Below are 22,255 nucleotides of genomic sequence, written 5' to 3'. Positions count from 1 at the left end.
CACCGTCATGGCTGTCCGCGCCGCCGTTCTGCCCGCCGTCGGCTCCCCGCTGGAGATCACCGGCATCGAGCTGCCCGACCCCGGACCCGGCCAGGTCCGCGTCCGGCTCGCCGCCGCCGGGGTCTGCCACTCCGACCTGTCCCTGTCCGACGGCACCATGCGCGTGCCCGTCCCCGCCGTCCTCGGCCACGAGGGCGCCGGCACGGTCGTCGCCGTCGGCGAGGGCGTCACCCACGTCGCACCCGGCGACGGGGTCGTCCTCAACTGGGCCCCGTCCTGCGGCGCCTGCCACGCCTGCTCGCTCGGCGAGGTGTGGCTGTGCGCCAAGGCCCTCAGCGGCACCGGCGACGTCTACGCCCGCACCACCGGGGGCACCGACCTCCACCCCGGCCTGAACGTCGCCGCGTTCGCCGAGGAGACGGTCGTCTCCGCGGCCTGCGTGCTGCCCGTCCCCGGCGGCGTCCCGCTCACCGACGCCGCCCTCCTCGGCTGCGCCGTCCTCACCGGCTACGGCGCCGTCCACCACTCGGCCCGGGTCCGGCAGGGCGAGACGGTCGCGGTGTTCGGCGTCGGGGGAGTGGGCCTGTCCGCCCTCCAGGCGGCCCGGATCGCGGGCGCCTCGCAGATCGTCGCGGTGGACGTGTCCGCGGAGAAGGAGGAGCTGGCCAGGGCGGCCGGTGCCACCGACTACGTCGTCGCCTCCGACACCACCGCCCGCGACATCCGCGGCCTCACCGGCAAGCAGGGCGTGGACGTGGCCGTGGAGTGCGCCGGCCGCGCGGTCAGCATCCGGGCGGCCTGGGACTCCACCCGCCGGGGCGGCCGCACCACCGTCGTCGGCATCGGCGGCAAGGACCAGCAGGTCACCTTCAACGCCCTGGAGATCTTCCACTGGGGCCGCACCCTCTCCGGCTGCGTCTACGGCAACTCCGACCCGGCGGTGGACCTCCCGGTCCTGGCCGGCCACATCCGGGCGGGCCGCCTCGACCTGGGCGCGCTGGTGACCGAACGCATCTCCCTGGACGGCATTCCGGCGGCCTTCGAGAACATGCTGGCGGGCAAGGGCGGCCGGGCCCTGGTCGTCTTCTAGCCCCCGGTTCCGGCGTACCCCGGCCTCCTGACGAGGCCGGGGCCTTCGGCATGCCCGGGCCCGTGGTCGATGCCAAGTACAGGTAAAAGTCCTGGTGCACGACCCGTTGACGGGCATACCGTCCGGTCAGTACGTTCCCGGAACCCGAGCCACCCCCCGTTCCGTCCCCCGCACCCCCCGGAGCGTGCACCGCATGGACACGGCACCTTCCGCTCAATCCGTCACGACCTCACCCGCCGTCGGCAACCGCCGCCGGGTGGCCACCGCGGCCGCGCTCGCCTCGGCCGTCGAGTGGTACGACTACTTCGTCTTCGGCATCGCCGCCGCCCTCGTACTCGGCGACCTCTACTTCCCCTCCGGCAGCGCCACCGCAGGCGTTCTCGCCTCGTTCGCGACCTTCGCCGTCGGCTTCCTCGCCCGCCCCATCGGCGGCATCGTCGCCGGCCACCTCGGCGACAAGCGCGGCCGCAAGCCGATGCTCGTCCTCGCGCTCACCCTCATGGGCGTCTCCACCACCGCCATCGGCCTGCTGCCGACCTACGACACGATCGGCGTGGCCGCCCCGATCCTGCTCGTCCTGCTCCGGGTCGCGCAGGGCGTCGCCGTCGGCGCCCAGTGGGGCGGCGCGATGCTCCTGGCCACCGAGTACGCCCCGGAGGGCAAGCGCGGCGTCTACGGCAGCGTCGTCCAACTCGGCGTCCCCATCGGCGTGGTCACCGCCAACACCGTCTTCCTGCTGGCCGGGGCGCTCACCACCGACTCGGCGTTCGCCGCCTGGGGCTGGCGCGTGCCGTTCCTGGTCGGTCTGCTGGTGCTCGGCCTCGCCTGGTACATCCACACCCGCGTCGAGGAGACCCCGGCGTTCCGGGAGGCCGAACGGGCGCTCGCCGAGAAGGAGAAGTCCGAGCAGAACTCCCCGCTGCGCACCATCCTGCGCGGCCACCTGGGCACGGTGTTCCTGGCCGGCGGCTCGTTCGCGGTGAACACCGCCACCTTCTACATCCTCATCACCGGCGTCCTCGACTACACGACCCGGGAACTGGACATGAAGAAGGGCCCGGTGCTCCTGGTCTCGCTCTGCGTCAGCCTCACCCAGCTGGTGCTGATCCCGGCCGCCGCCGCGCTCTCCGACCGCGTGGGCCGCATCCGGATCTACGCCTTCGGCGCGGTCGGCATCGCCCTGTGGGCCGTACCGCTCTTCCTGCTGATCGACACCGGCTCGCTGCTGTGGCTCGCGGTCGGCACGTTCGTCGCGAGCTGCTTCCTGAGCATCATGTACGGTCCTCAGGCCGCCCTGTTCGCCGAGCTGTTCACGCCCGAGATGCGCTACACCGGCGCCTCCCTCGGCTACCAGATCGCGGCCGTCGCGGGCGGCGGGCTCGCGCCCTTCATGATGGTGCTGCTGCTGGAGGCGACGGGCACGTCGATGGCCGTGTCCGGCTACATCGTCGTGCTGTCGGTGATCGCCCTGGTGTCGATCAAGATCCTCGCGGACCGGGCGCGCGGCGCCGCAGCGCAGAGCGCGCCGGAGGCGAAGGCCGAAGCGGAGACGCAGGCGGAGTCAGCGGGCTGAGTCCCCGGTCTCCTCGGGCAGTGGCTCCGGAACCGCTTCCGGAGTCACCGCCCGGGCCGCCGTCCGCGACCGCGACCGGGACACCGCCACGCCCGCCAGGCACAGCACACCGCCCACCAGGGTGAGCAGCCCCGGCACCTCGCCGAGGAACAGCCAGGACATCAGCACGACCAGCGCGGGCGCCGCGTACGTCGTCGCGCCCATCCGGCTCGCGGTCGTGCGGGACAGGGCGTACGCCCACGTCGTGAAGGCGAGGGCGGTCGGGAAGACGCCCAGGTAGAGCATGTTGAGCGTCGCCGAGAGGGGAGCCGTGGCGGCCTCCTGGAGGAGCTGCCCGGCGAACGGCAGGCACAGCACCGCGCCGACCAGACACCCGAACGTCGTCACCTGCAAGGGGCTCGCCGAGCCCAGCGCGGGCTTCTGCGCCACGACACCCGCGGCGTACGCGATCGCCGCCAGCAGGCACAGCACGACCCCGAACACCGAGGAACCACCCTCGCCCGACATCGAGAGACCCACCGTCACGGCACCGGCGAACGACACGGCCATCCCCGCCAGCAGCCGCGGCGGCATCGGGTCGCCCAGCAGCCGGGCCCCGAGCAGCGCGATGAGGATCGGCCCGGTGTTCACGACCAGGGCGGCCGTCCCCGCGTCGACCTGCTGCTCGCCCCAGTTCAAGGCGACCATGTAGAAGCCGAACCACAGCACGCCGGATATCGCGATCCCGCGCCAGGCCGAGCGCGGTGGCAGCCCCTCCCGCCGCAGCAGACAGATCACCCCCAGCATCAGTGCCCCGGCCAGCAGCCGCCCGAGGGCCAGGGCGCCCGGCGCGTAGGCGTCACCGGCGCTGCGGATCGACACGAAGGCGGAAGCCCACAGCACGACGGTGACCGCGGCCGCACCGGCAGCCAGCAGCTCAGCCCGGCGGCCGGGACGGGACGGGGAGTTCGACATCATGCTCCAGAGGCTAGGAAGGGGAGGGACCGGAAGGCTCGCGGATTTCGGACGGAGCATCGGGCGCACCGGGGAAAGCGCCGTACCGGGCCGGACGACGCGCCATGTGCGCGGCGGGGGATCGCGTCGTGCAGGTGGGCCGTTGGTATCGCGCTCGGCCGGGGATTGCGCCGTGCTGGAGCGGCCGGGCGCCGGACGGGGCTATCGCAACGCGACGGCTTCCAACCCCAGCAGGTCGAACAGGGCGCGTTCGCCGGCCGCCGTCACCTTCACGGCGCGCTCGGAGCCGATGCGCACGCACCAGCCCGTGTCCAGGGCGTGCCGGCACAGGGCCGCGCCCGCGACACCGGCCAGGTGAGGACGGCGCTCGGTCCAGTCGAGGCAGGCCCGGGCCAGGGGGCGCCGGCCACGCCGCTCCAGGCCGATCCCGGCCGACGCGAACCAGGCCAGCCCGGCGTCCGTGAGTGCGAACCCCCTCTCCTGCTCCAGCAGCCCGCGTGCCGTCAGCGCGTCGGTGACCGCGATGCCGAGCCGCCCGGCGAGATGGTCGTAGCAGGTGCGGCCCCGGGCCATCGCCGAGCCGGCGCTCGACGCCCGCAGCGTGCGCGGCCGTTCCGCCCTTTCCGGTGTGACCTGGGCGGCCAGGTCCTCCAGCAGCTGCGCGACCCGGGCGTCGGCCAGCCGGACGTACCGGTGCCGGCCCTGCCGCTCCTCGGTGAGCAGCCCGCCCGCGACGAGCCGGCTCACGTGCTCGCTCAGCGTCGACGCGGCGACCCCCGCGTGCCGCGCCAGCTCGCTCGCGGTCCAGGCCCGTCCGTCGAGCAGCGCCAGCAGGCACGCGGCCCGGGTCTCGTCCGCGAACAGCGCGGCGAGCCGTGCCAGGGCCGTCGCCTGCGGATCCCTCGTGGTCATGCCTCCAGCATGGGACACGGACGGTTCGGCCGGCGCCGAAACGTCCGTGGCGTGGCCTACGCCGTACGCCGCACCTGCTCGTACTGCCGCGCCAGCCCGTCCAGCAGTGCCGTCAGTCCGGTCTCGAAGGCCCTCTCGTCGATCTTCTCCTGCTGTTCGGCCAGGCGGTGGGCCTGCTGGAGGTGGGGATAGTCGGCCGGGTCGTAGGCGCTCGCGTCGTCCACGAAGCCCCCGGCGAACGAGCCGAGAGCCGAGCCCATCACGAAGTACCGCATCAGCGCGCCGATGGACGTGGCCTGGGCCGGCGGCCAGCCCGCGGCGACCATCGCGCCGTAGACGGCGTCCGCGAGGCGAAGTCCGGCCGGGCGGCGGCCCGGGCCGCGGGCCAGCACCGGGACGATGTTCGGGTGGTCGCGCAGCGCTGCCCGGTAGGAGACGGCCCAGTCGTGCAGCGCGGTCCGCCAGTCCCGGCCGTCCTGGAACATCGACAGGTCCACCTGGCCGCTCACCGAGTCGGCGACCGCCTCAAGGATCTCGTCCTTGGTGCGGAAGTGGTTGTACAGCGACGGCCCACTGACCCCCAGTTCGGCCGCGAGGCGCCGCGTGGAGACGGCGGCCAGACCCTCCGCGTCCACGAGCGCGCGGGCCGTCTCGACGATCCGGTCGGTGCTGAGCAAGGGCTTGCGCGGTCGGGCCATGGCGCACATAGTAGGGCTGCACGGAGAAACTAGCAGTGCTAATTTAAACGTACAGCTTTCGGCTTTCAGTGGGGTGACCTGTGGTGAATCTGGGGCTCAGCGAAGAGCAGAGCGCGGTCCGTCAGCTCGCGCGGGACTTCGTGGAGCGCGAGATCACCCCGCACGTCGTCGCCTGGGACCGTGCCGAGGAGGTCGACCGGGGCATCGTCAAGAAGCTCGGCGACGTCGGCTTCCTCGGCCTGACGATCGACGAGGAGTACGGCGGCTCCGGCGGCGACCACCTCGCGTACTGCCTGGTCACGGAGGAACTGGGGCGGGGCGACTCGTCCGTGCGCGGCATCGTCTCCGTCTCCCTGGGGCTGGTCGCCAAGACCGTCGCCGCCTGGGGGAGCGAGGAGCAGAAGCGGCGCTGGCTGCCCGGCCTGACCTCCGGCGCGGCGGTCGGCTGCTTCGGCCTGACCGAGCCCGGCACCGGCTCCGACGCGGGCAACCTGGCGACCCGGGCGGTACGGGACGGTGACGACTACGTCCTCAACGGCACCAAGATGTTCATCACCAACGGCACCTGGGCCGATGTGGTCCTGCTCTTCGCCCGCTCCACGGACGCCCCCGGACACAAGGGCGTCTCCGCCTTCCTCGTCCCCACCGACACGCCCGGCCTGACCCGCCGCACCATCCACGGCAAGCTCGGGCTGCGCGGCCAGGCCACCGCCGAACTGGTCCTGGAGGACGTGCGGATACCGGCCTCCGCCCTGCTCGGGGAGGAGGGCAAGGGCTTCTCGATCGCCATGTCGGCGCTCGCCAAGGGCCGGATGTCGGTCGCCGCGGGCTGCGTCGGCATCGCCCAGGCCGCCCTCGACGCGGCCGTGCGCTACGCGGGGGAGCGCGAGCAGTTCGGCAAAACCATCGCCCACCACCAGCTCGTGCAGGAACTGCTCAGCGACATCGCCCTGGACGTCGACGCCGCGCGGCTGCTGACCTGGCGGGTCGCCGACCTGATCGACCGGGGGCGGCCGTTCGCGGTGGAGTCGTCCAAGGCCAAGCTGTTCGCCTCGGAGGCCGCCGTCCGCGCCGCCAACAACGCGCTCCAGGTCTTCGGCGGCTACGGCTACATCGACGAGTACCCGGCGGGCAAACTGCTGCGGGACGCCCGGGTGATGACCCTCTACGAGGGCACGAGCCAGATCCAGAAGCTGGTCATCGGGCGGGCGCTGACGGGCGTGTCGGCGTTCTGAGTACGTTTCTGAGTACCTCGGCGGATGTGGCGCGGGCCACGTCCGCCGATGCTGTCGCCCATGAGTGACACACCGGGCAAGCAGCAGAACACGGCAGCCTTCTACGGACAGGCCGTCGCCTCCTTCGCCGTCGCCATGGCCGCCACCGCCATCGGCATCTACCAGCTGAGCGCCGACGCCTGGGTGCGGGCCTTCCTCGCCATCGCCGTCCTGTACCTGGTCACCTCGGCCTTCACCCTGTCCAAGGTGATCCGGGACCGCCAGGAGGGGACGGGCGTGGCCCCCTCGTACGCCCCCTACGAGAAGCGCTGAGCGGCCACACTAAGCGCTCGCTCACCTTCGGCGGTATGGTGTTGCTCCTGCCAGTGGAGAGGGGCGAGCGATGAGTACGGCGGAGGAGACGGCCGGCGGCGAGGCGCAGGCGTGGGGCGAGGTCACGCCCGACGCGGCGCGGCGGCTGCTGGTGGCCGCGGTGGAGGCCTTCGCCGAGCGTGGCTACCACGCGACGACGACCCGGGACATCGCGGGCCGTGCCGGCATGAGCCCGGCGGCGCTCTACATCCACTACAAGACCAAGGAGGAGCTGCTGCACCGCATCAGCAGGATCGGGCACGAGAAGGCCCTGGAGATCCTGCGGACGGCGTCCCGGCGGGAGGGCACCCCCACCGAGCGGCTCGCCGGCGCGGTCAGCTCCTTCGTGCGCTGGCACGCGGGCGGACGTACCACCGCGCGGGTCGTGCAGTACGAACTCGACTCGCTCGGACCCGACGCCCGCGCCGAGATCCTCGCGCTGCGCCGCGAGGTCGACGGCGAGGTGCGCCGGATCATCGAGGAGGGCGTGGAGTCGGGCGAGTTCGACGTCCTCGACGTGCACGGCACGACGCTGGCCGTGCTCTCCCTCTGCATCGACGTGGCCCGGTGGTTCAGCGTCGGCGGGCCCCGGACGCCGGAGGAGGTCGGCGAGCTGTACGCCGACCTCGTCCTGCGGATGGTCGGGGCCCGGAACCCGGCGGCCTGAGGCCGGGAGCCCCGGCCTCAGAAGTAGTAGCGCGCCACGGACTCGGCGACGCAGACCGGCTTGTCGCCGCCCTCGCGCTCGACGCTGAAGGCGACGGCCACCTGGACGCCGCCCGGCACCTCGTCGACGGCGCTGATGGCGGCGGTGGCGCGCAGCCGGGAGCCGACCGGGACGGGGGCGGGGAAACGCACCTTGTTCGTGCCGTAGTTGACGCCCATCTTGACGCCCTCGACGGCGATCAGCTGCGGTCCGAAGAGGGGCAGCAGGGACAGGGTCAGATAGCCGTGCGCGATGGTGGTGCCGAAGGGGCCCGCGGCGGCCTTCTCCGCGTCGACGTGGATCCACTGGTGGTCACCGGTGGCCTCCGCGAAGAGGTCGATCCGCTTCTGGTCGATGTCGAGCCAGTCGGTGTACCCCAGCTGTTCGCCCACCGCCGCCCTCAGGTCGTCGACGGACGTGAAGATCCTCGGCTCTGCCATGTTCTTCCAGGCCTCTCGTGTCCAGGGAGTCTGCCCGCTCATATGTCTAAGCGACTGCTTAGCATGGTCGCCCGCCGGGGCTGTGTCAACGGACTCGGTAGGGTTCGCGGGGTGCACCGGATTCCAGAGAAGATCCATGAGCTCACGGTCGGCCAGCTCGCGGCGCGCAGCGGCGCCGCCGTCTCCGCCCTGCACTTCTACGAGTCCAAGGGCTTGATCAGCAGCCGCCGGACCTCGGGCAACCAGCGCCGCTACGCCCGCGACACGCTGCGCCGGGTCGCGTTCATCAGGGCCGCGCAGCGGGTCGGTATCCCGCTGGCGACGATCCGTGAGGCGCTGACGCAGCTTCCGGAGGAGCGGACGCCGACCAGGGAGGACTGGGCGCACCTCTCGGAGACCTGGCGCACCGAACTGGAGGAGCGCATCAAGCAGCTCAACCGCCTCCGGGACCATCTGACCGACTGCATCGGCTGCGGCTGCCTCTCCCTGGACACCTGTGTCCTGTCCAACCCGGACGACGCCTTCGGCGAACGCCTCACCGGTTCCCGCCTGATGGTCGACCGGGGCGGTCGCGGGTAACGCCCGCCCGGCTCGCCCCGTACTCCGCGAGCCCCGCCGCGACCAGGTCCGCGTTGGATCCCGCCCGCTTTCCGTCCGGCAGGACCAGGGCGTCCTCCAGTCCGATCCGCGTGGCCAGGCCCAGACCGCCCGAGAGTCGCAGCACCGGCCACGCGCCTGCGTCCTCCCCGTGCAGCAGGACCGGGCGGCCGTGCGCGGACCCGATGGCGGACAGCAGTTCATGCGCGGCAGCGACCGCGTCCGAAGGGTCGGTGTCCGTCACCTCCGCCAGGACCCTCAGCACCCTCGGCCCGAGCGGCGAGGCAGCGAACCGCTCCGCCCCGTCCGTGCCCGACCAGATGCCGGCCTCCACCCCCACCCCGAGCTCCATGAGCAGCGCGGCCGTCTCCTCCGCCCCCGGCTCGTGCCAGTTGACCGAGGCGTGGTCGGGCAGCACGGTCCAGGCGCGGATCCGCTCCAGCCGGGCCGCGGGGTCGGGCTCCGCCCACGCGCCCGTGGTCACACCGACCGGCACCGCCACCCGCTCCCGGATCGCCGGCAGTGTCTGTGCGAGCACCCGCGGCGACAACGTGTCCTGCCCGCAGGGCGTCTTGGGATGGACGTGGATGTCCGTCGCCCCGGCGGCCACCGCCCCGGCGGCGGAGTCGGCCATCGCCTCGGGCGTCAGCGGCACGGCCACGCCGTCGGCGGCCGTCCGCGAACCGTTCAGGCACACCTGCATCATGGCGTCGATGGTGCCAGTCACCACCGACAGTCGGGGGTGCGGCATCCCCGGCGCACCCCCCGCGCACCCGCATCCGTCAAGCCGACACCAACAACCTCGCCCGCCTGGCGTAGGCCAGGGACTCGGGCGTGAGCACGGGACGCGGCACGAGGATGCCGCAGTCCGCGCAGACCGGACCGGACGACGGTTCGTGGTCCAGGTCGTACCTCCAGACCAGTTGCTCCCCGCCGCACACCGGGCACGCCGAGCCCGGCTCGCGCTCCAGCGCGGCGATCAGCCGGCGCAGCACCTCGGCCAGCGGTTCACGGGGATGGACCGCCGGGTCGTCGCACCACGCCACGCCGAAACCGCCCCAGGTCAGCCGGTGCCAGTCGTCCACGCTGCCCGGCCTGCGCAGTCCGTCGTGCTTCTCCTTCTTGCGGCGCTCGGCGAACTCGACCTCGTAGGCCAGCCAGACCGCCCGCGCCTCCTCCAGTTCGTCCAGTGCGGCCACGAGCCGCACCGGATCGGGGGAGCGGTCCTCGGGACCGAACCCCGCCCGGGAGCACAGATGGTCCCAGGTCGCCCTGTGCCCGTAAGGGGCGAACCTCTCAAGGCACTTGCGCAGCGAATAGCGTCGCAAGGCCAGATCGCACCGCGGGTCGCGGACCTGTCTCGCCAGACTCCGGAAACCGGCCATCGTCCTGCACCTCCGTCACACCTGCACCTGTAATCCGGTCACTTCGGCGTCGTCGTAAGGACGTCGCCGAATAGACGTATCGACAAGCGAATCGGCTCCATCCGATTTCAAATGGCCTCCATAAGCGGCCCCAAGGGGCTCGCATGTCGACTGCCGTGATCCGTGTGCCTGTTGTGCCGACGCCGAAAAGTGACGCTTGTTCATCTTCAAGCCGGGGGATACCGGCGGTAACATCCCGCCCACCCCCGTCGGGAGGAGCCCCCATGCCACGGCGTGCCCCACGCACCGTTCTCGACAGAATGAGAACTCCCAGCGGAATCCCCGGGTTCCTGACAACGGCATCGGTATGCGCCCTGATCGCAGGTCTCTTGTCGCCGCTTGCCCCGGCTGCCGCCGCGGAAACAGCGACCACGCAGCCCACCGCCGTGGCGAACGACCACTGCGGCAACCGGTGTTCGGACATCCTCCCGCCCGGTCAGAACGGCAACGCCACCCTCGCCCAGATCCTCCTCAACCAGGCCTTCGGCACCCAGCCCGAGCACGCCGAGGACCAGCTCGGGCCCTACGCCAACCTCGCCAAGGGCTATCCCGGCCTCACCAACGACAAGATCAACACCTTCTTCAACGACGCCTCCTTCGGAGTCCCCCCGGACCAGGTCGCCTCCAGCCTCGAACCGGCCGGACGCAGGGACGTGACGATCGTCCGCGACAAGAAGACCGGTGTGCCGCACATCACCGGTACCACCCGATACGGCACGGAGTTCGGCGCCGGCTACGCGGCGGCCCAGGACCGGCTGTGGCTGATGGACGTCTTCCGGCACGTCGGGCGCGGTCAGCTGACCTCCTTCGCGGGCGGTGCGCCCTCCAACCAAGGCCTCGAACAGCAGTTCTGGCGGCACGCCCCCTACAGCGAGGCCGATCTGCAGGCACAGATCGACAACGCCGTCGCCACCAACGGCGAGCGCGGACAGCAGGCACTCGCCGACGTCAAGGCCTATCTCGACGGCATCAACTCCTACATCGACGCCTCCGACAGCGGGCGCTACTTCCCCGGTGAGTACGTACTCACCGGGCACAAGGACTCAGTCACCAACGCCGGGACCATCGAGCACTTCAAGATCACCGACCTGGTCGCGCTGGCCTCCGTCATCGGCGCGCTGTTCGGCTCCGGCGGCGGCGGTGAGGTGAACAACGCCCTCTCGCTGCTCGCCGCCCAGGAGAAGTACGGCGTCACCGAGGGCACCGAGGTCTGGGAGTCCTTCCGGATGCGCAACGACCCGGAGGCCGTCCTCACCCAGCACGACGGCAGCTTCCCGTACGGCACCAGGCCCGCCGACCCGCAGGGCGCCGCACTGCCCGACGCGGGCTCGGTGGAGCCGGAGCCGCTCGTGTACGACCGCACCGGCAGCGCCACGACGGCCGGTGCGACCGGCGCCTCCGGCACGGCGCTGAAGGCCGCCACGTCGTCGGCGAGGCGCGGCATGTCCAACGCCCTCGTCGTCAGCGGCGAACACACCGCGAGCGGCCATCCCGTCGCCGTGTTCGGCCCGCAGACCGGTTACTTCGCCCCCCAGTTGCTCCTGCTCCAGGAGATCCAGGGCCCGGGCATCAGCGCCCGCGGCGCCTCCTTCGCCGGTCTGAGCATGTACGTCGAGCTCGGCCGCGGCCAGGACTACGCGTGGAGCGCCACGACCTCGGGCCAGGACATCATCGACTCCTACGCCGTCGAACTGTGCCAGGACGACTACCACTACGTGTACCGCGGCACCTGCACGCCGATGGAGAGGATCGAGCAGAAGAACGCCTGGAAGCCCACCACCGCCGACGGCACCGCGGCAGGCTCGTACACCCTGCGCGTCTGGCGCACGAAGTACGGCCCCGTCGAGTACCGGGCGACGGTCGGCGGCAAGAAGGTCGCCTACACCACCCTGCGCTCGTCCTTCCTGCACGAGGCCGACTCCATCATCGGCTTCCAGATGCTGAACGACCCGGACCACGTCAAGGGCCCGGACTCCTTCCAGAAGGCCGTGCAGCACATCAACTACACCTTCAACTGGTTCTACGCCGACGCCGAGCACACCGCGTACTACAACAGCGGCGACAACCCCGTGCGCGCGGCCGGCGTCGACGCCGAGTTCCCGGCGTGGGCCCGGCCTGCGTACGAGTGGCGGGGCTGGGACCCGAAGACCAACACGGCCGACTACACCCCGCCGTCCGCCCACCCCCACTCCACTGATCAGGACTCCTACGTGTCCTGGAACAACAAGCAGGCCAGGGACTACACGACCGCGCCCTGGGGCAACGGCTCCGTGCACCGCGGCAACCTCCTGGAGGACCGGGTGAAGAAGCTGGTCCAGCAGGGCGGGGTGACCCGGGCCTCCCTGGTGAAGGCCATGGCGGACGCCGGGCTGGCCGATCTGCGCGCGGAGGACGTCCTGCCCAAGCTCCTGAAGGTCGTCACCAGCGCACCCGTCACCGACCCGGCCGCATCGGCCGCCGTGAGCAAGCTCCAGGCCTGGGTCGCCGCCGGCGGCAAGCGCACGGAGACCGCGGCCGGATCCAGGAAGTACGCCGACGCCGACGCGATCCGCATCCTGGACGCCTGGTGGCCGCTCCTGGTCGAGGCCGAGTTCGAACCAGGCCTCGGCAGCGACCTGTACACGGCGTTCACCGCCGGTCTCCCCGTCGACGAGTCCCCGTCGGCCGCGCACGGCCCCACGGGCTCGCACGCGGGAAGCTCCTTCCAGTACGGCTGGTGGAGCTACGTCGACAAGGACGTCCGCGCGGTGCTCGGCGAGCAGGTGAAGGGGCCGCTCGCCCGGACGTACTGCGGCGGCGGCAGCCTCGCCGCCTGCCGGGACGCCCTCGTCGGCACCCTGAAGCAGGCGGCCGGCAGGACCGCGGCCCAGGTCTACCCCGGCGACGAGGTGTGCGCGGCGGGCGACCAGTGGTGCGCCGACTCGATCAACCACCGCACCCTCGGCGGCGTCAGGCACGGCAAGATCGGCTGGCAGAACCGGCCGACCTACCAGCAGGTCGTGGAATTCACCTCGCACCGGTGACGCACCGCCCGGCGGCGGGTCAGCGCACGTGGCCCGCCGCCAGCACCAGCCGGACCAGCTCCTCGTGCAGGATGTCGCTGTGCGCGCCGGCCGGCGGCCCGCCGCGTCTGACCACGGCGGCCGCGTCGACGTTCACGCACCCCGAGGCGGGCAGCTTCGCCCGCAGCGCCTCGGCGAGGGTGTACGTGCGCGTGCCCGGCACGGCCTGCACCCCGTCGTGGCCCATCGCGCCCCACTTGGCGCCCAGCATCCGCCCGACGGCCCCCTCGGCGGCCGACCGGCTGTCGCCCGCCATCCGCGACGCCAGCGGGTACATCGTGCCCAGCGCCGCGTCGTGCCGGGAGTGGCAGCACACGAGGGGCCCGTCGACGCGGTTCTGCTGTCCCTGGAGCACCCCTCCGGCCCGGGCGTCGTGCGGCAGCCGGGCCGCGAACGCGTAGTGCGAGAACGCCCCTTGGAGCAGCGTCACCGACTTCACCGTGCGCACGCCCTCCGGAAGACCCCGCAGCGCGAACGACACCAGCCGCGCGCCGAAGCTGTGCCCGACCAGGTGCACCCGCACACCCGGGGCCGCCTTCGCGAGCTGCCCGACGACCCGGCCGAGCCCCCGCTCGCCGACGGTCCCCGCGCGCCGCTTCATCGCGAAGTACGTCGCCTGCCGCAGCAACTCGTGCGCGCCGTCCCAGGGGTTGGGGATCCTGAACCCCTGTGTCCGGGACGCCTCGCACTCCGCCAGCGCCCCCGCGAACGCCTCGCAGGCCGCCGCCGACGGTCCGGCGAACATCTCCGGCTCGCTCTGCGGCACGCCCTCCGCGACCGTGTCCGCCGCGAACAGCGCCTGCGGCCCGGGCGCCACCACCTCCACCAGCGTCCGCACCAGCCGCCCGAACTCCTCCAGCTCGGCCTCCTCCGGCGGCTGCTGCTCCAGCAGCCGGGCGATCTGGTCCACCAGGATCGCCCGGCCGGGGAAGGTCTCCAGCAGCGCGTGCCGGGTGTCCTTGTCCAGCACCGGTCGCCTCGGCGGATCGGCCGCCACCGCCCGCGGGAAGTCCGGGATCGGCTCGTCGGAGAACCGCATCGCCGGCCACAGCACCCCCACGTAGCCGACCCGGGCCGTCGGGGCCAGCCGCGGGACGGGCGCGAAGAAGCGGTCGTACAGACGGGTCGCCCCGGATCGGTCGCTGTTCCAGCCGTGCGCGAAGACGATCAGATCGCGCACGCCCCGCTCAGACACCCCGGCGAGGAGCCGGTCGCGCCGACGGCCGTCCGGGTCCCCGTCCGCGTCGAAGACCAGCTCCCAGTAAGGAGTCACGCTCATCGCCGGATCCGCCATGACAGGCCCCCCTGGTTCCCGGGTGACGCCCTGCTGTGGGCGCATCGTCCTGCCAACGGGGGAGCTTGGCCATACGTCACGGCGCGTCGGCCTCAGCGGCGGTGGGAAGCCCGTGCGATGGAGACCTCAGCGGTACAGGAGGTACTCCCGGCGCATCCTGCGGAAGCCCGCCAGATCCTCCTGCCAGCCGGCCACCACCTCGTCGGTGTCCGCGCCCGCATCGATCATCGTGCGCACGCGTGTGGAGCCGGTGAGCTTGTCGATCCAGTGGTCCGGGCGCCAGGCGAAACCGCTCCAGACCCGCTTCGCGGTGACGAGCAGGGCGATCCCCGTGCGGACGGGGTCGAAGGCGGCCCGGTCGTGCACATGGAGCTGCACACCGCCGATCGTCTTCCCCTGGAACTTCGAGAAGGTCGGCGCGAAGTACGCCTCCCGGAACCACACGCCGGGCAGGGCGAGTTCGTTCGCCGCGGCCGCCCAGCGCCGGTCGAGGCCCTCCGCGCCCAGCAGCTCGAACGGCCGGGTCGTGCCGCGCCCCTCCGACAGGTTCGTGCCCTCGAACAGGCACGTTCCCGAGTACACCAGGGCCGTCTCGGGTGTCGGCATGTTCGGGCTGGGCGGCACCCAGGGCAGCCCGGAGGCGTCGTAGAACTCCGAGCGCCTCCAGCCCGACATCGTCACGGTCTCCAGCGGCACGGGATCGGTCAGGAACTCCGCGTTGAACAGCCGCGCCAGTTCCGCGACGGTCATCCCGTGGGCCTGGGAGATCGGCTGCCGCCCGACGAACGTGGCGAACTCCCTGTGCAGGACCGGGCCGAGGGCCGCGCGGCCGGTCACCGGGTTCGGCCGGTCCAGCACCACGCACCGCTTGCCGGCGAGCGCGGCGGCCTCCATGCAGTCGTACAGCGTCCAGATGTACGTGTAGAAGCGGGCGCCGACGTCCTGGATGTCGAAGACGACCGTGTCGACGCCGGACGCGGTGAAGACGTCCGCGAGCGGCCGGCCGCTCTTGAGGTAGGTGTCGTAGACGGGCAGGCCGGTCGCCGGGTCGTCGTAGCGGCCTTCGGAGCCGCCGGCCTGGGCGGTGCCGCGGAAGCCGTGCTCGGGGCCGAAGACGGCGGTAAGGTCGACGCGGGCGTCGGCGTGCATCACGTCGACGATGTGGCGGGCGTCGCGGGTGATGCCGGTGGGGTTGGTGACGATGCCGGCCTTCTGGCCGTGGAGCAGCGCGTAGCCGTCCTGGGCGAGGCGTTCGAAGCCGGTGCGAAGGTGTTGGTGGGGCCGGGCTGCGGCGGTACCGGGGGTGGCCGCGACGGCTGCCGCCGTGGCCGAGGTGAGGATGGCTCGTCTCGAAGGGCGCATGCGGTGACCTCCTTGAGCGGGGACGGCCGGCATGGGCACGGTATGCGCTCCCGCCGGTCGTGGGGAGGCCGCGGGCCGGGGGTGGCTTTCGCGCAGTTCCCCGCGCCCCTTTCAGGGGCGTTGCCGGTGCCCTTCCCTGGTACATACCGACCGGTTAGTCTGGCGGCATTGCTGAGCCGCGTTTAAGGAGACCGATGGTGGGAGCCTTTCAAGAGGCCGGAGTCGTTGTCACGGGGGCCGGCGGTGGCATAGGGGCCGCGCTCGCCCGGCGGTTCGCCGCCGAGGGGGCCCGGGTCGTCGTCAACGACCTCGACGCCGAGCGGGCCAAGCAGGTCGCGGACGACATCGGCGGCATCGCCGTGGCCGGGGACGCCTCGGCGATCGTCACGGACGCCCGGGACGCACTCGGCGGAACCGTCGACGTCTACTGCGCCAACGCCGGTGTCGCCGCCGACGGCATCGACCCCGGGCAGCCGCTGGACGAGAAGGCGTGGGCCCTCTCCTGGGACGTCAACGTCATGGCCCATGTGCGGGCCGCGCAGGAACTGCTCCCCGCCTGGCTGGAGCGCGGCAGCGGCCGGTTCGTGTCCACGGTGTCCGCCGCCGGGCTGCTCACCATGATCGGGGCCGCTCCCTACGCCGTCACCAAGCACGGCGCCCTCGCCTTCGCCGAATGGCTCTCGCTGACGTACCGGCACCGGGGCGTGAAGGTGCACGCCATCTGCCCGCAGGGCGTGCGCACCGACATGCTGGCCGCGACCGGCAGTGCCGGCGACCTGGTGCTCCGGCCGACCGCGATCGAGCCGGAGGACGTGGCGGACGCCCTGCTCAAGGGCATCGAGGAGGACAGGTTCCTGATCCTGCCGCACCCCGAGGTCGCCGCCTACCATCAGTCCCGGGCCGGCGACCCCGACCGGTGGCTGTCCGGCATGAACCGCATCCAGCAGCAGTGGGAGGCCGACCGGTGACCGCGTCCCGTTACGCCGCCAAGCCCTGGCTCGCCCTGCTCAGCGACGCCCAGAAGGGCGCGATCAGCCCTCCGGACTCCCTCGTGCACGCCCTGCGCGGCGCCGTGGCCGAGACGCCCGGGAGCGACTTCCTGGCCTACTTCGACGGCCGGCTGACCTACCGGGAGGTCGACGAGCTCAGCGACTCCGTCGCCGGGCACCTCGCGGAGCGCGGTCTCCGGCGCGGCGACCGGGTCGCGGTGCTGCTGCAGAACTCCCCGCACTTCGTGCTCGCCCTGCTGGGCGCGTGGAAGGCGGGCGCGGTCGTCGTGCCCGTCAACCCGATGTACAAGTCGGGCGAGGTGGCGCACGTCCTGAAGGACGGCGAGGTCGCCGCGCTGATCTGCTCGGACCGGGCCTGGGAGTCGTATCTGCGCGAGACGGCCGCCGGCTCGCCCGTGCGGATCGTGCTCACCGGGTGCGAGCTGGACTTCCAGAGCCGCGGCGACGCGCGCGTGCTGGCCTTCGAACGGCTGCCGCAGGCCCCGGACGCCGACGACCTGGTGACCGTGGCGCGGGCCGGGCACAAGGCGCCGCAGGACCGGGATCCCGACCCGGCCGACATCGCGCTGATCAGCTACACCTCGGGCACCAGCGGCACCCCCAAGGGCGCCACCAACACCCACCGCAACATCATGTACAACTCCGAGCGGCAGCGCACCGGCCTGGGACTGCCCGAGCGGCCCGTCTACTTCGCCCTGGCACCGCTGTTCCACATCACCGGCATGGTCTGCGAGTTGGGCGCCTGCCTGAACAGCGGGGGCACGCTCGTGCTGGCCTACCGCTTCGAGGCCGGTGCGGTGCTGGACGCCTTCGCCGAGCACCGGCCGCACTACACCGTCGGCCCGTCCACGGCCTTCATGGCCCTGGCCGCCCACCCCGCCGTCACCCGGGACCACTTCTCCTCCTTCCGGGTGATCTCCTCCGGCGGCGCCCCGCTGCCCCCGGCGCTCGTGGAGAAGTTCCGGGCGGGCTTCGGCCCGTACATCCGCAACGGCTACGGGCTGACCGAGTGCACCGCGCCCTGCGCCTCCGTGCCGCCCGGGCTGGAGGCGCCGGTCGATCCGGCGTCCGGGACCCTCGCCGTGGGGCTGCCCGGCCCCGACACGGTCGTCCGGATCGTCGACGACACCGGCCGGGAGGTGCCCTTCGGCGAGCAGGGCGAGATCGTCGTCAGCGGCCCGCAGGTCGTGCCCGGCTACTGGCGCCGCCCCGACGCCACCGCCGAGACCTTTCCCGGCGGCGAACTGCGCACCGGCGACATCGGCTTCATGGACGAGCAGGGCTGGCTGTACGTCGTCGACCGCAAGAAGGACATGATCAACGCGTCCGGCTTCAAGGTGTGGCCCCGCGAGGTCGAGGACGTCCTCTACACGCACCCCGCGGTGCGCGAGGCCGCCGTGGTCGGCGTGCCCGACGGCTACCGCGGGGAGACCGTCAAGGCGTACATCAGCCTGCGCCCGGACGCCGACACGGACCCGGATGCACTCGCCGCCTACTGCAAGGAGAGACTGGCCGCCTACAAATATCCGCGCCAGGTGGAGATCCTGCCGGACTTGCCGAAGACGGCCAGTGGGAAGATCCTCCGGCGGGAACTGCGTTCCCGTACGCAAGGCAACTGACAGCAGAACGGAAAGGCAGGTGGCGGCAGTGCCCAGGACCACGGACTCGGACGGCACGCCCGTGCCTCAGCGGCTCCTGGCCGCCGCCACCCGGCTCTTCGCCGACCAGGGCTACGACCGCACCTCGGTGCAGGAGATCGTCGAGGCGGCCGGTGTCACCAAGGGTGCGCTGTACCACTACTTCGGTTCCAAGGACGACCTGCTGCACGAGGTGTACGCACGCGTGCTGCGCATCCAGCAGGAGCGGCTGGACGCCGTGGCCGGCGCCGACGAGCCGGTCGAGAAGCGGCTGCGGGCCGCGGCCGCGGACGTCGTGGTGACGACCATCGACAACCTCGACGACGCGATGATCTTCTGGCGCTCCATGCACCACCTCAGCCCCGAGAAGAACAAGCAGGTCCGCTCCGAGCGGCGCCGCTACCACGAGCGCTTCCGTGCGCTCGTCGAGGAGGGCCAGGAGTCCGGCGTCTTCTCCGGGGCGACCCCGGCGGACCTGGTGGTCGACTACCACTTCGGCTCGGTCCACCACCTGTCCACGTGGTACCGCCCCGACGGTCCCCTCACGCCCCAGCAGGTCGCCGATCACCTCGCCGACCTGCTGCTGCGCGCCCTGCGTCCCTGAGAGTGCCACCGCCCCGGCTCAGGTGCGGCCGTGGCCGCTCTCGGCCGGCGGCTCGGACTGCTGGGCTGTCGTCAGGTACTCGTAGGTGCCGGTGAGTTCCAGCAGGCGACGCAGCGCCGGGCCGATGTCGTCCAGGTGGAAGGCGATGCCGTCCCGGCAGGCGGAGCGGTGGATCTGCAGCAGGGTCGACAGCCCCATGGAGTCGACCAGCCCCAGCCGCCCGCAGTCCAGGCGGAGTTCCCCGATGTCCTCGCGACCCTCCAGAGCCGCCCCCACCCGCTGGAGCAGTTCCGCGCAGGTGTCGTAGTCGAGGTCACCGGTGAGAGCCAGCCGCACGGTGTGCGGGCCGGAGCCGAGGGAGGGTGTCACGGGTTCGTCCAGCAGGTCGGGGTCAGGGGCAGGGGGTGAGCGCGGTGCGCCCGGCGTCGAGGAGCCGGCAGGCGCGGGGGAAGTCGTGCAGCTGCTCCTTCAGCAGGTCCAGGCACGGCAGCAGCGAGCGCGCCGGGACGCCGCGCGCGCTGAGCACCTCGGCGGTCCAGACGAGGAAGTCGCCGAAGACCTCGTCGGCGTCCACGTACAGGGCCGCCGTCAGGAAGGTGACGATGTGGGCGATGTCCTCGGCGGTGCGCTCACGCTGCTCGTCGCTGTAGTCCCGCATCGCGGGGAAGCGCTGCTCCAGCGACCGGAAGGTGTCGCGCACCAGACGGGGCGAGGACTTCGCGACCAGCGTGTACTCCTGGTCGCGAAGATGCGGCAGGTCGTCGGTCGCCTGGTGGGCGGGCGTCGGCCGGCTCAGGGGACCGGCCGCGAGCCGGTCGGCGGCGGCGCGCGCGTCGGGCGCCCAGGCGTCGGCGCCCAGCAGGCGGGCGTAGCGGCCGTCGGCACCGAAGGCGAGGCCGCCGGCCATGACCGGGGTACCGGCGGCCTGGACGGCGGTGATGGCGCTGTGCGCGAGGGGCAGCCGGGTGGGCAGCGAGCTCGACAGGCACACCGCGTCCGGCCCGGTGCGGTGGATGTGGCTGATCAGATGGGCGGTGGGGACCTGCGCCCCGAGGTAGTCCACCTGCCAGCCGCGCAGCCGCAGCGTCTCGGAGACCAGCCGCGCGGGCAGGGCGTGCCACTCCTGGTCCACGCAGGCGACCGTGATCCGGCCCCGGCTGTCCGCCGGGCGCCGTACCGGCAGGACGGCGATGACCCGGTCGTTGATGGCGGTGGCGGCGTGCTCGTCGGCCACGCTCATGCGGTTGGCCGCCCACTCGGTGCCGACCTTGCGCTGGACCGCGCCGATCACGTCCAGCAGCACCGACTCGGGATCCAGCCCGGCGGCCAGGGCGTCGGCGACGACGTCGAGGCCCGTGTACTCGTCCGCCGCCCGGACGGCGGTCCACAGCTTGTCCGCCCAGGGAGCCGCTGCGTCGTCGCCGTGCGGTGCGGGGAGGCGGCCGCCCACGTCGTGGCGGCCCGGTCTGTCCGTGTGTTCGGTGAGGTGCCCGGTCATGCGGTGTACCTGCCCCGGGTCGCGCCGTCCACCGCACTGAGGTGGGCACCGCGGGGTGCGGTGATGGCCAGGACCGCGATGTCGTCGTGGCGTCCGTCGCCGATCCACTGCGAGGTGACCATCTGGATGCGTTCCACGACCGCCTCCGCGGGCATGCCGGCGCACTCGGCCGCGGCGCGCCTGAGGCGCCGGTCGCCGAACATGGTGTCGCCCAGCGGGCCGCCCCGGGCCTCGGTGACGCCGTCGGTGAACAGCAGGCAGGTCTCCCCCGGAGCGAGGCGGACCCGCGCGGTGCGGGAGGTGACGGCCGGCAGGACGCCGATGAGGGTGCCGCGCGTGTCGGCCTCCTCCACGGTGCCGTCCCGCCGGATGATCAGCGGCGCGGGATGCCCGGCGGAGGTGAGCCGCAGCACGACCTCGCGTTCCTCCCGGCGGACCGACGCCATCACGAGGGTGGCGAACCGGGTGTGGTGGCTGGTCCGCATGGCGTTGTTCACCAGACGCAGCATCCGGCCGTGGTCGTCGGCCATGGGCAGCAGGGCGTGCAGGGTGTTGCGGATCTTGCCGGTCAGCACCGCCGCTTCCAGCCCCTTGCCGGCCACGTCGCCCAGCACCACGAGGGTCTCGGGGGAGTCCTCGGTGGGCGGGTGGACGTCGTAGAAGTCGCCGCCGATGCGTTCGGTGTCCCTGCTGGCCCGGTAGCCGCCCGCGAACTCCACGCCCTGCATCTGCCGCAGGGTGGGCGGCAGGAGCTCCCGCATGAGGGTGTCGGAGATCGCGTTCTGTTCCGCGTAGAGGCGGGCGGCCGACATCGCCGCGCCGGCCCGGGCGGCGAACAGCCCGGCCAGCGACTCCTCCGCCTCGGAGAACGCGTCCTGCTGCACCCGGCGCAGCAGGACCAGCGCCCCGGCCGGTACGCCGAGGCCCGGGAGCGGCGTGATCACCAGCGAGCCGACCTCGCCGAACCCCGGCGGGATCAGCCAGTCGGGGGCCGTCGCCGGGTCTATCCACCGCGAGGGCACCGGAGGGAAGCCCCGCAGCGCCTCGGCGAGGCCCGGCACGGTGTCCGGCGCCTCGGTCACGGTGCTGCGGGTGACCTGGCCCCGGTGGTCACAGGCGACCACCGGCAGTGTCCTGGCGGCGGTGGGCGCGATGACCAGCGCGGCGTCGGCCAGGTGCTCGGTGGCGAGGCGCGCCGTCACCTCCATGGAGCGCTCCAGGTTCAGCGAGGCCAGCAGCGCGCTGGAGGCGTCGGTGAGGAAGCGGGTGCGGCTCCGCTCGGCCTCCAGCTCACCGACCGCCGTGCGGTAGGCGGTCTCGTCCGTCAGCCACCACACCGTCCGGCCGTCCGCCAGCACGGACGGGTGCGCCGAGAACGACCGGTCGCCCACCTCCCCGTCGACGGGCTCCGGCCGGGTGCCGTCGGCGGTGGCGAGCCAGGCGGGGGAGGACAGGGGCCGCCCGGCACGGGCGGCGGGCAGCAGCGCGCGGGCCGCGTCGTTGAGTTGCGCGACGTGCCCGCCCGCGTCCAGGACCACCACCGGGCAGGGGGCGGCCGCGACGCTCACGGTGCTCGGCGCACCGGTGCGGGGCCTGGCCGGGGAAGAAGTCATGTACGGGGCCCCTACGCGTGACCCACACCTCACTCTGCGAAGACGAACGTGGACTGTCTCGGTGCACGGTCCCGCAGTCCGGGTGTGTGGTGCAACCATCGGACTCGCCCAGGATGCGACAAGGAGCGAGTTCGGCGTGGGAAACCGGCCGAAACGGCCTTCCTACCCCGGCGGCCGGTCGTGAGACCGTGCGAA

Annotated in this window: 21 protein-coding genes; 10 read left to right on the top strand and 11 right to left on the bottom strand. The window is 72.5% G+C overall.

The features are described from left to right. Positions 1 to 7 precede the first annotated feature (7 nt). Both ACFZDI_RS33405 and ACFZDI_RS33400 read left to right on the top strand, forming a co-directional pair. Positions 8 to 1,090 (top strand): zinc-binding dehydrogenase, encoded by a 1,083-nt coding sequence (locus ACFZDI_RS33405; protein ID WP_391255788.1) that lies wholly within the window; start codon positions 8 to 10, stop codon positions 1,088 to 1,090. A gap of 193 nt (positions 1,091 to 1,283) precedes the next feature. Next, positions 1,284 to 2,663, top strand: a complete 1,380-nt coding sequence (locus tag ACFZDI_RS33400) for an MFS transporter (protein WP_234847695.1) — start codon at positions 1,284 to 1,286, stop codon at positions 2,661 to 2,663. Here ACFZDI_RS33400 and ACFZDI_RS33395 read toward each other — a convergent pair. From ACFZDI_RS33395 to ACFZDI_RS33385, 3 genes are all read right to left on the bottom strand, one after another. Continuing rightward, positions 2,652 to 3,620, bottom strand: coding sequence for an EamA family transporter (locus tag ACFZDI_RS33395; RefSeq protein WP_391255783.1), 969 nt, complete (start codon positions 3,618 to 3,620; stop codon positions 2,652 to 2,654). The genes ACFZDI_RS33400 and ACFZDI_RS33395 overlap by 12 nt on opposite strands. Positions 3,621 to 3,818: 198 nt before the next feature. Then, the gene (locus ACFZDI_RS33390; RefSeq protein ID WP_391255781.1) at positions 3,819 to 4,529 is read right to left on the bottom strand and encodes a helix-turn-helix domain-containing protein; all 711 of its coding nucleotides are present in this window, start codon (positions 4,527 to 4,529) and stop codon (positions 3,819 to 3,821) included. A gap of 56 nt (positions 4,530 to 4,585) precedes the next feature. After that, entirely contained in the window at positions 4,586 to 5,236 is a 651-nt protein-coding gene (locus ACFZDI_RS33385; RefSeq protein ID WP_184844357.1) for a TetR/AcrR family transcriptional regulator, read from the bottom strand. A 74-nt stretch (positions 5,237 to 5,310) separates the two neighbouring features. On the opposite strand from ACFZDI_RS33385, the gene ACFZDI_RS33380 reads away from it, so the two are divergent. From ACFZDI_RS33380 to ACFZDI_RS33370, 3 genes are all read left to right on the top strand, one after another. Continuing rightward, the gene (locus ACFZDI_RS33380; protein ID WP_391255777.1) at positions 5,311 to 6,462 is read left to right on the top strand and encodes an acyl-CoA dehydrogenase family protein; all 1,152 of its coding nucleotides are present in this window, start codon (positions 5,311 to 5,313) and stop codon (positions 6,460 to 6,462) included. A gap of 60 nt (positions 6,463 to 6,522) precedes the next feature. Next, the gene (locus ACFZDI_RS33375) at positions 6,523 to 6,774 is read left to right on the top strand and encodes a YiaA/YiaB family inner membrane protein (protein WP_234847692.1); all 252 of its coding nucleotides are present in this window, start codon (positions 6,523 to 6,525) and stop codon (positions 6,772 to 6,774) included. Between the two features lie 70 nt (positions 6,775 to 6,844). Continuing rightward, positions 6,845 to 7,480 (top strand): TetR/AcrR family transcriptional regulator, encoded by a 636-nt coding sequence (locus tag ACFZDI_RS33370; RefSeq protein ID WP_234847691.1) that lies wholly within the window; start codon positions 6,845 to 6,847, stop codon positions 7,478 to 7,480. 17 nt (positions 7,481 to 7,497) lie between these two features. Here the strand turns inward: ACFZDI_RS33370 and ACFZDI_RS33365 are convergent, their stop codons facing one another. Continuing rightward, entirely contained in the window at positions 7,498 to 7,959 is a 462-nt protein-coding gene (locus ACFZDI_RS33365; RefSeq protein WP_234847704.1) for a MaoC family dehydratase, read from the bottom strand. A gap of 111 nt (positions 7,960 to 8,070) precedes the next feature. On the opposite strand from ACFZDI_RS33365, the gene soxR reads away from it, so the two are divergent. Next, positions 8,071 to 8,538 carry a redox-sensitive transcriptional activator SoxR gene (soxR, locus tag ACFZDI_RS33360; protein WP_234847690.1) on the top strand — a complete coding sequence of 156 codons (468 nt, stop codon included), beginning with the start codon at positions 8,071 to 8,073 and terminating at the stop codon, positions 8,536 to 8,538. Here soxR and ACFZDI_RS33355 read toward each other — a convergent pair. Together ACFZDI_RS33355 and ACFZDI_RS33350 are read right to left on the bottom strand one after the other, a co-directional pair. Continuing rightward, the gene (locus ACFZDI_RS33355) at positions 8,495 to 9,262 is read right to left on the bottom strand and encodes a 3-keto-5-aminohexanoate cleavage protein (protein ID WP_391255962.1); all 768 of its coding nucleotides are present in this window, start codon (positions 9,260 to 9,262) and stop codon (positions 8,495 to 8,497) included. The two genes, soxR and ACFZDI_RS33355, sit on opposite strands and share 44 nt — an antisense overlap. A 76-nt stretch (positions 9,263 to 9,338) precedes the next feature. Beyond that, positions 9,339 to 9,941: a hypothetical protein gene (locus ACFZDI_RS33350; RefSeq protein WP_175431628.1), complete on the bottom strand. Its 603-nt coding sequence runs from the start codon at positions 9,939 to 9,941 to the stop codon at positions 9,339 to 9,341. Between the two features lie 263 nt (positions 9,942 to 10,204). On the opposite strand from ACFZDI_RS33350, the gene ACFZDI_RS33345 reads away from it, so the two are divergent. After that, positions 10,205 to 13,003: a penicillin acylase family protein gene (locus ACFZDI_RS33345; protein ID WP_391255773.1), complete on the top strand. Its 2,799-nt coding sequence runs from the start codon at positions 10,205 to 10,207 to the stop codon at positions 13,001 to 13,003. A gap of 19 nt (positions 13,004 to 13,022) precedes the next feature. Here ACFZDI_RS33345 and ACFZDI_RS33340 read toward each other — a convergent pair whose 3' ends face one another. Next, on the bottom strand, positions 13,023 to 14,336 hold the full coding sequence (locus ACFZDI_RS33340; protein WP_391255770.1) for a serine-threonine protein kinase: 1,314 nt from the start codon (positions 14,334 to 14,336) through the stop codon (positions 13,023 to 13,025). 126 nt (positions 14,337 to 14,462) lie between these two features. Further along, positions 14,463 to 15,698: an exo-beta-N-acetylmuramidase NamZ domain-containing protein gene (locus ACFZDI_RS33335; RefSeq protein ID WP_234847687.1), complete on the bottom strand. Its 1,236-nt coding sequence runs from the start codon at positions 15,696 to 15,698 to the stop codon at positions 14,463 to 14,465. 194 nt (positions 15,699 to 15,892) lie between these two features. Here ACFZDI_RS33335 and ACFZDI_RS33330 point away from each other — a divergent pair, with 194 nt between their 5' ends. Genes ACFZDI_RS33330 through ACFZDI_RS33320 form a run of 3 tightly spaced genes read left to right on the top strand, consistent with a single transcriptional unit; the run spans position 15,893 to position 18,949 of the window. After that, positions 15,893 to 16,666, top strand: a complete 774-nt coding sequence (locus ACFZDI_RS33330) for an SDR family oxidoreductase (protein WP_234847686.1) — start codon at positions 15,893 to 15,895, stop codon at positions 16,664 to 16,666. Beyond that, complete coding sequence (locus tag ACFZDI_RS33325; protein ID WP_234847685.1) at positions 16,663 to 18,327, top strand: class I adenylate-forming enzyme family protein; 1,665 nt, start codon at positions 16,663 to 16,665, stop codon at positions 18,325 to 18,327. Before ACFZDI_RS33330 ends, ACFZDI_RS33325 begins: the two co-directional genes overlap by 4 nt. 28 nt (positions 18,328 to 18,355) lie before the next feature. Beyond that, positions 18,356 to 18,949 (top strand): TetR/AcrR family transcriptional regulator, encoded by a 594-nt coding sequence (locus ACFZDI_RS33320; RefSeq protein WP_234847684.1) that lies wholly within the window; start codon positions 18,356 to 18,358, stop codon positions 18,947 to 18,949. Positions 18,950 to 18,967: 18 nt separating this feature from the next. On the opposite strand, the gene ACFZDI_RS33315 is transcribed toward ACFZDI_RS33320, so the two are convergent. Genes ACFZDI_RS33315 through ACFZDI_RS33305 form a run of 3 tightly spaced genes read right to left on the bottom strand, consistent with a single transcriptional unit; the run spans position 18,968 to position 22,060 of the window. Then, entirely contained in the window at positions 18,968 to 19,318 is a 351-nt protein-coding gene (locus tag ACFZDI_RS33315; RefSeq protein WP_391255764.1) for an STAS domain-containing protein, read from the bottom strand. A 22-nt stretch (positions 19,319 to 19,340) separates the two neighbouring features. Next, the gene (locus ACFZDI_RS33310) at positions 19,341 to 20,447 is read right to left on the bottom strand and encodes a cobalamin-dependent protein (RefSeq protein ID WP_391255761.1); all 1,107 of its coding nucleotides are present in this window, start codon (positions 20,445 to 20,447) and stop codon (positions 19,341 to 19,343) included. Continuing rightward, positions 20,444 to 22,060, bottom strand: coding sequence for a SpoIIE family protein phosphatase (locus ACFZDI_RS33305; RefSeq protein ID WP_391255758.1), 1,617 nt, complete (start codon positions 22,058 to 22,060; stop codon positions 20,444 to 20,446). Before ACFZDI_RS33305 ends, ACFZDI_RS33310 begins: the two co-directional genes overlap by 4 nt. Positions 22,061 to 22,255 lie beyond the last annotated feature (195 nt).

It is taken from the genome of Streptomyces sp. NPDC007907 (genome assembly GCF_042959365.1).
Classification (GTDB): Bacteria; Actinomycetota; Actinomycetes; order Streptomycetales; family Streptomycetaceae; genus Streptomyces; species Streptomyces indiaensis.
This window is presented reverse-complemented; position numbering and strand designations above follow the sequence as displayed.